Raw genomic sequence first — 11,788 nt, 5'->3', positions numbered from 1 at the left:
ATGCCGACATGACCAACGCAACAAACGCAAGCTCGATTATCCGCTTCATAACCATGCCTCCTCACGCTATTATTGATAGACAAACCACCCCGTTCGGGGTGGACCACCGATTAGGGACGTGGTCCCTAAAAGACACCATTGTCTCACGCTTTTCAAGCCGCGCGGCCGATGCGTGCCGCCCGCCAACAACTATGGGGTCAGAGAGTCTACCTGATGACGAGGGAGAATCCAATGCCGCGCTGGGGAAGGGACATTACGTGTGCCTAAATGCCTGCCAGGCGGGTCTCCCAGACACCAAGAAAATATATTTATATCATATGGATTTATCAAGGTCATGGGCTCCAAGGCGGTAGCCGGCGTGGTCGCGCCCACAAGGGGGTAGGTGCCTCGAAGCGGGGCATGGCGCACGTCGTGCCGATGCCGCGCTGCGGTTCTGTGCACCGCGGCGTTGATAAGGCTGTACTGTTTCCGTTACATTAGGCAACATGCCGCGGCCGGCCCGCAACTCCCACCGCATCTGTGGGCCGCCAGGGCAGCAGAATAACAACAAGACCGCCGAGCGAAAGTTCATCACCGGACCCAACCCGGCGATCACGATCACGGGGGCTGGCCCACGCGACCACCATGACCAGGGGATCACTATGACCAGGGGATCAGTATGAGAATCGCCGTACCCAAAGAGAGTGCGGCGGGCGAACACCGCGTCGCGACCGTGCCGGACGTCGTCGGCCGTCTCGTGAAGCTCGGTGCCGAGGTGCTGGTGGAGGTGGGTGCCGGGGCCGGGGCCTTCCATTCGGACGAGGCCTTCGCCGCCGCAGGGGCCCGGATCGTGACCGACGCCGCGGAGCTCTACCAGGAGGGGGACGTGGTGCTGAAGGTCCAGGCTCCGACCCTGGAGGAGGCGGAGCGCCTGCGCGAGGGGGCGATTCTGATCGGTCTCCTCACGCCGCACAAGAATCGTGATGTCGTCCTGCGTCTGCGCGATCGTCGCATCACCGCGCTGGCCCTGGAGTTGCTCCCGCGCATATCGCGCGCCCAGGCCATGGATGCGCTGTCGTCGCAGGCCTCGGTCGTCGGCTATCGCGCCGTGCTGATGGCCGCGTACCGGCTGGGCAAGTTCATGCCCATGCTGACCACGCCGACCGGCACCATCCGCCCGGCGCGTTTTCTCATCGTCGGGGTGGGCGTTGCCGGCCTCCAGGCCATCGCCACGGCGCGCCGGCTCGGCGCCATGGTGGAGGCCTATGATGTGCGGCCGGCGACCAAGGAGCAGGTGGAGTCGCTGGGCGCCAAATTCATCCAGATGGACATCGAGGCCGACGCCCAGGGCGGCTATGCGCGCGAGCTGACGGCGGAAGAAAAACAGCAGCAGCAGGACCTCATCGCCAAGCACGTGGCGCAGGCCGATGCCGTCATCACCACCGCTGCGGTCCCCGGAAAGCAGGCCCCCCGCATCATCACGACCGCCATGGTCGAGCACATGCGCGCGGGCTCCGTCATCATCGATCTCGCCGCCGAGAGCGGCGGCAACTGCGAGCTAACCAAGCCGGACAAGGGCGTGCGCTATCACGACGTCGAGATCCTCGGCCCGGTCAATGTGCCGAGCACCCTCGCCACCCATGCGAGTGAGATGTACGCCAAGAACATGCTCAACCTGCTGCAGCTCATGGTCAAGGACGGCCGGCTCGCGCCGGATTGGGAAGACGAGGTGTTGCGCGACAGCACGCTGACGCGTGACGGGGAGATCAAATTCGGACCGATCAGGACCCTGATCGAAGGAGGGCAGTCATGATCGAGGGGTTTGTCGCGCTGTATATCTTCATGTTGGCGGCCTTCACCGGTTATGAGGTCATCAGCCGGGTGCCCGTGATCCTACACACACCGCTCATGTCGGGCTCGAACTTCGTGCACGGCATCGTCCTGGTAGGCGCCATGGTGGCCTTCGGGCAGGCCGATCCCGACAGCACCATGCAGACCATCATCGGCTTTCTCGGGGTGGCGCTCGCGGCGGGCAACGTGGTCGGCGGCTATGTGGTGACGGAGCGGATGCTGGAGATGTTCAAGAGCAGCAAAGGACAAAAATAATGAACACGATCATACAGATTGCCTACTTTGCCGCGGCCGTCTTGTTCATCCTGGGGCTGAAGCGTATGAGCTCGCCCGTGACCGCACGGGACGGGATCGTGTGGGCCGGCGGGGGTATGGCGGTGGCCATCGTCATCACCTACCTGTGGCCGGACATGCACAACTACCTGTTGATGACGCTCGCCATCGCGCTCGGGGGCATCGCGGCGTGGGTGTCCGGCAAGCGCGTGGCCATGACCGACATGCCGCAGATGATCGCCCTCTACAACGGTATGGGTGGCGGCGCTGCGGCCGCGATCGGTGCCGTCGAGCTGTCCAAGGCGAGCACCGAGCATGGGATCGTGACCCTGTTCCTCGCGGTGCTCGGGGGCCTCATCGGGGCCGTGTCGTTCACCGGCTCGCTGGTCGCTTTCGCCAAGCTGCAAGACCTCACCAAGCGCGGCGCCTTGTTTCCCAAGGCGATGCAGAAGCGGATCATGACAGGAGGGCTCGTGGCCTTCGCGGTCCTCGCACTCGTCATGGTGTTCCTCCATCCCTACGGCCCGGTGGTGTTTTTGTTCTTTGTGCTGGCCCTGGGCTTCGGGGTGATCATGACCATGCCCATCGGGGGTGCCGACATGCCGGTGGTGATCTCGCTCTACAACGCGCTCACCGGCCTGGCGGTCGGCCTCGAGGGGTTCGTGCTCGATAACGCGGCCATGATCATTGCCGGCACCGTGGTCGGCTCGGCCGGTACGCTGTTGACGCAGTTGATGGCCAAGGCCATGAACCGCTCGCTCGCCAACGTCCTGTTCGCGGGAGTCGGTACCTCGGATGCTCGGATCGATCAACAAGCGGTCGAGGGTAGCATGAAGGCCATCGAGGGGTCCGACGCGGCCATCATGATGGCCTTCGCGGAGAGGGTGATCATCATCCCGGGGTATGGGATGGCGGTGGCCCAGGCCCAGCACAAGATCTGGGAGCTGACCAAGCTCCTGGAGGAGCGGGGCGTGATGGTGAAGTTCGCGATCCACCCGGTGGCCGGGCGCATGCCGGGGCACATGAACGTGCTCCTCGCCGAGGCCGGCGTCCCCTACGACAAGATCTACGATCTGGAGGACATCAACGCCGAGCTCCCGAGGGCCGACGTGGCCCTGATCATCGGGGCCAACGACGTGGTGAACCCCGACGCCCGGACCAACAAGTCGAGCCCCATCTACGGCATGCCCATCCTGGATGCGGACAAGGCCAAGAACGTCATCGTGATCAAACGCGGCAAGGGCACCGGCTTCTCCGGGGTCGAGAACACCCTGTTCTACGCGGACAACACGCGCCTGCTCTACGGCGATGGTCAGAAGATGGCCTCCGAGCTGATCCATGGGGTCAAGGGACTGTGACGCCTTCGCCGGGCGTTGCATGTATGACACGGTCTTGGATGGTTGGGCCCTGCGAGGATTGGATGGCGCGACCGAAGCCAGAGCGTTCCGCGAACCTTGACAGGCATGCGAGGACTGTCGTAGTCTTACAAAAATAGGCGTCTTACTCGGGTAGGTATTGTGTCGTTTGTGCCACATCACCGGCCGGAGGCGCCCCGGCCACAAACAGCAAGAGGGGGTCGATCATGAAAAGCGGGCGGGGGAATCCCAAAACGATGTCTTCGACGGTTCACAGTATCGTAGCGGGTCTGGCGCTGCCGGCACTCGCGGTGCTGTGTCCCGAGGCACTGGCCCACGACAGGGTCGGGGCCATGGAGAGCAAACTACGTCAGATGCAGCAGGAGATGAACGCGTTGCAGCGGGAGTTGGACCGCATGCGCGCCGGGGAAGCCCAGCAGGAGCAATCGATACAGGGCATGGAGACCCAGAACGCGACCCAGCACCAGGAGATCACGGATCGCGTGACCAAGGTCGAGGAAGCGCCCGGGAAGCGCACGATGAAGAACTTCGTATTCTTCCGCGGTGGTTACACCGAGTATAGAGACTTGGCTCGCGGGTTCGAGTCGTTTACCGATACACATAATACCTTGGGTCTAGGTGGCGGTAACGTAGCGGACGACGGCTACTATGTCGGTGCCGCGATTGAGCACAGCCTGACCTCCGACCTGTGGGGTTTGTGGAAGGGAACCGAGGCGCTGGGGGAAATCAGCTTGGAATATAAGCATTTCAAGAGTGAACCAGCGACGCTGGTGGTTCCCACGGCAGAGTGTGCGCTCCTGTCCGTTAACGTGGGACTCGCGGTGGCGGATTGCGTGGTCACCGGTGACGTTGCGAAAACCATGTTTACCGTGAGCGCAGCACCCAAGATCAAGTTCATGGAGGGCAGCAAGCTGCGGCCGTGGATCATCCCGGGCGGTTTGGATTTCCACGTGATCAGCCCGCCATCTGACGGGGCGACTTACCTCGATGTCGGCATCCAATTCGGCGCCGGCGTCGAGTACGAGATCCTACCCGGTATCAAGGCCGGTCTCGACGGGCGTTATCATCTAATCCCCGATGAGTCGTCGAACACCGAAAACAATATTGTTGAGGTGTTTGCTGCCAACGGCTTGGCGTTAACCGGGGATACCGACAAGGACTTGGATTTCTGGACGCTTGGCGGTTACGTCGGATTCAGTTTCTAATCGGTTGAATCGCGGCATTAAGGGAGGGAGGCTCGGGCCTCCCTTCTTTTTGCGCGCAGCCCGCGCCTCGGGGCCCACCCCCACTGTCCTATCGGCTATCCTATCGGCCCATGAGCGCTGAGTTCTGGACCGGCCAGGGTCAGTACGGCCTGGTCCACAAGGCCGCCGGCCCGAGCACGGACGTGATGGTGCTGTTCATCCATGGTGTGTTCGGGGACTGCGGCCGGACCTGGGGCCGGATGCCCCAGTGGGTGCTCGATGCCGCGGGTCTCGATCTCGATGTCGCCTCCTTTTCGTATCCGTCGCGGCTCTGGGAGCGGACCGCGATCACGCCGGCGGCCGATGATCTCAAGACCTGGTTGGAGACGGAGCTCAAGGGCTATCGCCACCTCCTGTTCGTCACCCACAGCACCGGGGGGCTCGTGGTCAAGGAGATGTTGCGACGTGCCTATCGGGACGGCCGCGGTCTGTCGCCGGACTCGGATCCCGACGCCTTGCCGTCCCTGTGGCTGCGCACCCGGCGCATCATCAACATCGCCGTGCCCCATCGTGGCGGGGACCCGCTCATGGCCGGGTTCGGCAAGGTGGCCTACGCGACGGTGTATCCGCTCATGGCGCCGCTGCTGCGGACGGTCCGTTTCGTCACTCAGGGGAGCAAGGACTGGGGCAGGAACGAGATCATCGCGGTCCTGCGCTGGCACAATCCGTGGCTGCTCACCCTCGAACGCGAGTTCATGGAGGCCGTCGCCGGCGTGGACGGCCTGGGGCTACCGGTACCCGTGACCCACGACATCTACGCCAAATCCGACCTCTCGGTGCCCATCCAGGTCGCCGATCACGACCGCGACATCTATTTCCGCGGCACCCACGGGTCCGTGAAGGTCCCGAAGCGTCCCAACGCGCCCATCGTGAGCATCGTGGCGGGGTTCGTCGGGCGTTACGGTGCCGATCCGGCCCTGCAGGTGGCGGATCGAACCCTGGTGCGGGTCGCGGAGGTCAATCGGGTGACCGGTACGACGGCACTCATCAACCAGGTGGCCGGAGAAGCGGCGCCCGCGGACCGTGCCATGGCCACCGCCAACGCCGCCTCGTTCGGCACCCAGGAGGCCATCTGCGCGCTGGTCTCTGAGCGGCTCGTGCAGGGCAGAGAAAGGCCGCGCCAGATCGTCGTCACCGGCGCCGCCGGGGTGGGCAAATCGACCGTGATGCGCATGCTCGCCTGGCGCCTGGGCCGCCGGTATCTGGCCCAGCCGGGGCCCGCGACCCCTTTTCCGCTCTTCATCCCCATGCAGCAGGTCACGCTGTCTCGCGAGGAACCGCCCGCGGGACGCTTGTGGGAGGCGCTGTGGGCGTGGTGGTCGGCGTGGGTCACGCACCTCTACCCCGGTCGTGATCACCGGTCCGAGTGGATCGAGGATGTATTCCGCAACCGGGCCGTCACCGTCATCCTCGACGGGGTGGACGATTTTCTGGTCAATCATCCGACCATGGGTCTGTCGTCCGTCGTCGATACCTTGCGGGGCGTCGTGACCCGCTACCGCGACAACCCGCGCTTCGCGATCGTGGTGGCGGTCCGCAGCGGACTGCACGGCTTGGAACGCCTGGCCAGCGACCCGCGCGATGTCCTGGAGGTCCTGCGCCTCACGGTCCCCCAGGCGGAGCGGACCTTCCCCGCCTGCAAGCGCTGGTTGCCGCGGGTCACCGATCCACGCCTCCTCGAGCTCGTGCTCACGCCCCTCATCCTGTCGAACTTCGAACCCGACACCGAGCACGGCTTCGGTGCGCGTCCGCTGACCGCCGGCACGATCATGGATGAGACGCTACGCACCATTCTGCGGCGCAGTCATCTGGTCGGCCTGCCTGCGGCGGACGGCGCGACGGTCGAGATCGACCATGTCCTCGATGCCCTCACCCTGGTCGCCTGGCTGTTCTTTTACAAACACCGTGGCGAGATCGATAACGAGACCCTGCTCGCCGAGGCGCGGACGGTAGTGGAACGCTGGCGCGTGGACCTGGCGTCCGACCCAGCGCTCGCGGGTGGCGGCGGCGATGTCTTGTTTGGTTTCGGTCTGGTCGGGCTCCGCGGCACTTGCGCGGCGATCGCGCAGCGCACGGTATTCGTCGCGACCGGCCCGGACAAGGTCCGCTTCATCCATCGGAGCTGGCAGGACTTCCTGCTCGCCAGATATTTTGTCCTGTGCCTCAAGTGGGGGTGCGTGGCCGACTTCGGGGTCACGGCCTTCAATTCTCACATCTACCGCATGGCGGGCGAGGGATTTCGGGACGTCACCATCGGCGAGGGGCAGGTGCGGTCGGTATTGGAGGCCTGGAGGCGCTCCAAGAACACCTATATCAGTGGTAATGTGATCGCGTTCCTGGCCTGGACCGAGACCGCCGTGGACCCGAGCGCCATCCAGCTCCTGCTCGAAGAGCTTGCCCACTTCGAGCCCTTGTCGCGGGTGGTCGCGATCGCCGGTCTGGGGTACCGGGTGCTGCTCAACAGCGGTACCGACCGATCTCTGGGCGACTTGCGACGCGCCCTGTTTCCCAAGCTCCGGCTGTTCTCGAACCCGGATACGACCCCGGTCAGGGACCCGGTGGCTTGCAGCCTCGCATGGTGCTACCAGAAGGCGTTCGCGGCGCTGTTCGGCCTGCCGAAACCCGAGGTCCCATGGCCTCGCATCGGCTTTTCGGACGCCGAGACCGCCGCCGCATTGCCGATGATCTGCACGGTTTCCGACGGAACGGCGGTGGTCGATGCGCGCTCTCGATCGCTACAGCTCGCCTTCCTGGTCCCGATCCTCGATGCCTATCACGATCCCAAGCTCGCGATCCGCGCCCTGCATTACCTGTATTATCTCGTCGTCGCCCGCAAGCACGGCGTACATGTGTTCGAGTTGTCGCAGGAGTTACCGCAGCTCCTGAAACCGGGCGGTGAGTTCGAGAAGGTCATCGCGTCCTTCGCCGTGGTGCCCGAGGTCCTGGAGCTTTACCGCGCCTGCCAGGCGCTGCATGCGGGCCTGGAGGCGGGCACCGTTTGATCATGGCCGATTGATACCCTGGCCGAGCTCGAGACATGCGCATCGCACTCTTCACCGATACCTTCCTCCCGCAAGTCAACGGTGTCGTGCGCTCGGTCGTGACCACCGCCAACGAGTTGGTGCGCCGCGGGCATGCGGTCGCCGTGTTCACTATGGACGTGAGCAGGATCGAGGGCGAGGGCGGGCCGCAGCAGGAGTTGGACCCACGCGTCCTCGTATTCCCGTTCCCATCGTTCACCTTGCCCGGCTTCCGGCACATCCAGGCGCGCTTCCCGACGATCGCGCGCCCCCTCGCGAAGCTCAGGCGTTTTCGGCCGGATGTCATCCACCTGCACACCATCTTCACGGTCGGTTGGGAGGCCGTGGCGTGCGCCAAGCTCCTGGGCTGCCCCCTGGTGGGCAGCCACCACGGTTTCCTGGCCGAATATCTCAGCAACTTTCGGCTCGATTACGCGGTGATCAAACGCCTGCTCCGGCGCTATCTGGCGTTCTTCTACAACCGCTGCTCGCTGGTGATCACCCCCGCTCGCGCGCTGGAACGCGAGCTCCTGGAGCACGGGCTCACGCGCCCGGTCCACGTCTTATCCAACCCGATCGACCTCGGGCGTTTCTCCACTACTGTGCACAAGGCCGCGCTGCGTGCACGCTTCGGGATGGACCGGCCGACCGCCGTCCACCTTGGGAGGCTCGTGGAGCAGAAGCGCGTCGACGTCGTGCTCGAGGGGTTCGCCCAGTTGCGTTCGGGGGGATTCGATGCGGCCCTCATGATCATCGGGGACGGGCGCGAGCGGCTGAGGCTCGAGACCTTGGCCAGGAGCTTGGGGATCTCCGACCGGGTCGTGTGGACGGGCATGCTGCATGGGGCGCCCTTGGTCGAGCGGCTCGCGGCGTGCGATGTCTTCATATCTGCCTCCACGACCGAGGTCCAACCGCTGGTGTTCCTTGAGGCCATGGCGCTCGGCATTCCCGCCATCGGTGTGCGGGCGGGCGGGGTGCCCGAGTTGGTGAGCGATGGGAGAAGCGGTTGCCTCGCGACCCCCGACGACCCCGAGGCCCTCGCCCAGGCCATGCGCAAGCTCTTCACGGATGACACCTTTCGGGGTGCCTTGGGCGATGGCGCCCGCGGGGTTGTAAAATCCTTTGAGGCGGGCCGAGTGGTGGCCGAGCTCGTGGGGCTCTATGAAGAGGTCTGTACGGAAAGGCCGGGGCGTTCGAATCTCCGTGCCATCGTTCCAGCCGGTGGCGTGAACGCCGTTCGGGCCAAGCCACCCACCCGTAATCCTCCGCCCTAGGAGATGTGTCATGAAGGTAGAAGACATCGTTAGGGTCAAGGGCGCCGGGGTGTTCACCTTGCCGGCCGACGAGAGCATTTCGGTCGCGGCGAAGCGTATGATGGAACAACGCATCGGGGCCGTGGTCGTGTGCGACGAGGATGGCCGGCCGCGGGGGGTGCTCTCCGAAAGGGATATCGTGCACGGGCTCGCGGGCCATGGGCGAGAGGTCCTGGGGATGCCCATCCAGGCCCTCATGCGGGCCGAGATCATCACCTGCAACCCATTGGATTCGCTGTTGAAGCTGATGGCCTTGATGACCGATCGGCGGATGCGGCACGTGCCCGTGACCGATGGCGATGGGCGCTTGTGCGGGATCGTCAGCATCGGAGACGCGGTCAAGGCCAGGATGGAGGAGATCGAGGCCGAGGCCCGCGCGTTGCGCGACTATATCTCCATGAGCTAGGGCCAGCAGTGTCGCGTCAGCCATAGCATCGATGGCCGTCGTGCCCATGCGTGAGGTCAGTCGCCGCGTCCTTGCCCCGCGGCCGGATCTCCGGGGACCTCTCCGGGCATGCTCGAACCGGGCTTGCGCGCGTACAGGGCCGTATCTTTTTGAAAGATCGAGAATATCGATCGGGCAGGATACCCGGACGCGGCTGGCGCCGGGCCCGACATGGCAGCAGGCACGAGCCCGTCCGGGGCTTGACATGCCGTCGTCATTTGATAGACTTAGACCATCTACGGATCCACACCGTTTCCCGTGAAGAGAGGGGCGAGGGGGTGACTCTGTAAGACGGACTTCATTCCCGGAGCAGCGCCGGGATGGAGGGTTGATTTACCAAAATAGGAGGCAAAGAAAATGGCAGCATCACAAGCTGTTGCGAGTCAAGTCAAGGTTGAAAAGGCCCATAGCTATCTCAACCAGACGAACCTGTGGCTCATGGTCGGCGGGTTCACGTTCTTCAACCTGTTTGTACGTTGGTATGAAGAAGTCTACGGCTGGTCCGCCGGGTTGGACGCGTTCGCGCCGGAGTTCAAGACTTATTGGATGAACTGGTTGTACATCGAAACGGCGCTATATATCCCGTTGTTCGCCGCCATCGGAGGGTACCTCTGGAAGACCCGGACCCGGGATATGGATGCCCTGACCTCGACGGAGGTTCTGACGAACCATTTCCATCACTTGGTGTGGTTGGTCGCCTACGGCATCGCTATCTACTGGGGCGCCAGCTTCTACACCGAGCAGGATGGCACCTGGCACCAGACCGTCATCCGTGACACGGACTTCACGCCCAGCCACATCATCGAGTTCTACATGAGCTACCCGATCTACATCCTCACGGGTTGGGGCGCCTTCATGTATGCTCGCACCCGGATCCCCTGCTTCTCGAAGGGGGTGTCCCTGCCGTACCTGGTCGTGGTCGTCGGACCCTTCATGATCCTCCCGAACGTCGGCCTCAACGAGTGGGGTCACACTTTCTGGTGGATGGAAGAGCTGTTCGTAGCGCCGTTGCACTACGGATTCGTGTTCTTCGGCTGGATGGCGTTAGGCCTTTGCGGCCTGCTATTGCAGATTTTCGAGGATATCGGGAATCTCGTCGGGCCGACCCTGAAGCAATCAAGCTAAGCGAATCAGGCTAAGCGCGTAAGCACGGAACGAGAGAGGTCGAGCATGGAAGCGGTAAGCTGAATAAACCGGCCGTTGTGCGATCACATCAATCAACGGCCGGTTTCCGACCCCCAAGAGCTACAATAGCGACAAGGGGGAGGGTGGCTGTGCCGCACAGAGGCCCTCTCGCTGCCGCGCTGCACCATAATCGATAAAACGAGGAGGCATCTATCAATGAGTTCCTATTCACCTACGGTATTTACGAAAGCCGAGATCGTTCAGGCTTCCAGGACGGCCGACTGGCTGATCCTGACCCTGTCGTTCCTGGTGTTCACGGGCGGGTTCCACGTCCACGCCATGCTGACGATGGGCGACTGGGACTTCTGGACGGACTGGAAGGATCGCCGTCTGTGGGTCACGGTGACGCCGATCATGTGCATCACCTTCCCTGCGGCGGCGCAATACTTCCTGTGGGGCAAGCTGCGCCTCCCCTTCGCGGCGACCTTCACCATCCTGGGGTTGCTGTTCGGCGAGTGGGTCAACCGTTACTTCAACTTCTGGGGCTGGACCTACTTCCCCATCAACTTCGTGTGGGCCGCGACCTTGGTCCCGGGCGCCATCATCCTCGATGTCGTCCTGCTGTGGTCGAAGAGCTTCCTGGTCACGGCCGTGGTAGGCGGTCTGGGATTTGGCCTCATCTTCTATCCCGGTAACTGGGTCATGCTGGCGCCCCTGCATCAGCCGGTCGAGTACCATGGGATGGCCATGACCATCGCCGACATCCAGGGTTACCACTACGTGCGGACGGGTACGCCCGAGTACATCCGCTTCGTCGAGAAAGGCACCCTGAGGACCTTCGGTAAAGACGTGGTGCCGGTTTCGGCCTTCTTCTCCGGGTTCATCTGCGTTCTCATCTATTTCATCTGGCACTTCTTCGGTCGTTGGTTCTGCACCACGAAGTACCTGACGGAGTACTAGACCGCAGTCCGAAGAAACGCGAACCTAATAACACGATGAGGCTAAGACATGAGTAAGACAGCAACGATAAAGAGGGTCGGGCGCTGGGCCGCCGCGGGTCTCGCGATGGTGGTCGGCGCCACGGGCCTGTATGCCCCGGAGGCATCGGCCCATGGTGAGAAGTCGCAGCAGGCGTTCCTCCGGATGCGCACCATCCACTGGT

Annotated in this window: 9 protein-coding genes; all 9 read left to right on the top strand. The window is 63.5% G+C overall.

The window, feature by feature from the left end; genetic code table 11:
- Nucleotides 1-652 precede the first annotated feature (652 nt).
- The 9 genes from M3461_05765 (at nt 653) to M3461_05725 (ending at nt 11,586) form a co-directional block, all read left to right on the top strand.
- Entirely contained in the window at nt 653-1,792 is a 1,140-nt protein-coding gene (locus M3461_05765) for a Re/Si-specific NAD(P)(+) transhydrogenase subunit alpha (protein MDQ3773892.1), read from the top strand.
- Nucleotides 1,789-2,085 (top strand): NAD(P) transhydrogenase subunit alpha, encoded by a 297-nt coding sequence (locus M3461_05760; GenBank protein MDQ3773891.1) that lies wholly within the window; start codon nt 1,789-1,791, stop codon nt 2,083-2,085. Before M3461_05765 ends, M3461_05760 begins: the two co-directional genes overlap by 4 nt.
- Entirely contained in the window at nt 2,085-3,461 is a 1,377-nt protein-coding gene (locus tag M3461_05755) for an NAD(P)(+) transhydrogenase (Re/Si-specific) subunit beta (protein ID MDQ3773890.1), read from the top strand. The genes M3461_05760 and M3461_05755 overlap by 1 nt, the downstream gene beginning before the upstream one ends.
- Nucleotides 3,462-3,715: 254 nt before the next feature.
- A complete protein-coding gene (locus tag M3461_05750; GenBank protein ID MDQ3773889.1) occupies nt 3,716-4,684 on the top strand; it encodes a hypothetical protein in 969 nt (322 codons plus the stop codon).
- A 110-nt stretch (nt 4,685-4,794) separates the two neighbouring features.
- Nucleotides 4,795-7,725: an NACHT domain-containing protein gene (locus M3461_05745; GenBank protein MDQ3773888.1), complete on the top strand. Its 2,931-nt coding sequence runs from the start codon at nt 4,795-4,797 to the stop codon at nt 7,723-7,725.
- 35 nt (nt 7,726-7,760) lie between these two features.
- Complete coding sequence (locus M3461_05740) at nt 7,761-9,017, top strand: glycosyltransferase (GenBank protein ID MDQ3773887.1); 1,257 nt, start codon at nt 7,761-7,763, stop codon at nt 9,015-9,017.
- Nucleotides 9,018-9,027: 10 nt separating this feature from the next.
- Nucleotides 9,028-9,462, top strand: a complete 435-nt coding sequence (locus M3461_05735; GenBank protein ID MDQ3773886.1) for a CBS domain-containing protein — start codon at nt 9,028-9,030, stop codon at nt 9,460-9,462.
- A 396-nt stretch (nt 9,463-9,858) separates the two neighbouring features.
- Nucleotides 9,859-10,626: a methane monooxygenase/ammonia monooxygenase subunit C gene (locus tag M3461_05730; protein MDQ3773885.1), complete on the top strand. Its 768-nt coding sequence runs from the start codon at nt 9,859-9,861 to the stop codon at nt 10,624-10,626.
- Nucleotides 10,627-10,842: 216 nt separating this feature from the next.
- Nucleotides 10,843-11,586, top strand: coding sequence for a methane monooxygenase/ammonia monooxygenase subunit A (locus tag M3461_05725; protein ID MDQ3773884.1), 744 nt, complete (start codon nt 10,843-10,845; stop codon nt 11,584-11,586).
- Nucleotides 11,587-11,788: the final 202 nt, after the last annotated feature.

This window comes from Pseudomonadota bacterium, from assembly GCA_030860485.1.
GTDB lineage: Bacteria > Pseudomonadota > Gammaproteobacteria > JACCXJ01 > JACCXJ01 > JACCXJ01.
This window is presented reverse-complemented; position numbering and strand designations above follow the sequence as displayed.

Coding starts and splice junctions, on each gene's coding strand:
- M3461_05735 (MDQ3773886.1), top strand. CDS start 9,028: ATGAAGGTAGAAGACATCGTTAGGGTCAAGGGCGCCGGGGTGTTCACC.
- M3461_05745 (MDQ3773888.1), top strand. CDS start 4,795: ATGAGCGCTGAGTTCTGGACCGGCCAGGGTCAGTACGGCCTGGTCCAC.
- M3461_05725 (MDQ3773884.1), top strand. CDS start 10,843: ATGAGTTCCTATTCACCTACGGTATTTACGAAAGCCGAGATCGTTCAG.
- M3461_05760 (MDQ3773891.1), top strand. CDS start 1,789: ATGATCGAGGGGTTTGTCGCGCTGTATATCTTCATGTTGGCGGCCTTC.
- M3461_05750 (MDQ3773889.1), top strand. CDS start 3,716: ATGTCTTCGACGGTTCACAGTATCGTAGCGGGTCTGGCGCTGCCGGCA.
- M3461_05755 (MDQ3773890.1), top strand. CDS start 2,085: ATGAACACGATCATACAGATTGCCTACTTTGCCGCGGCCGTCTTGTTC.
- M3461_05730 (MDQ3773885.1), top strand. CDS start 9,859: ATGGCAGCATCACAAGCTGTTGCGAGTCAAGTCAAGGTTGAAAAGGCC.
- M3461_05740 (MDQ3773887.1), top strand. CDS start 7,761: ATGCGCATCGCACTCTTCACCGATACCTTCCTCCCGCAAGTCAACGGT.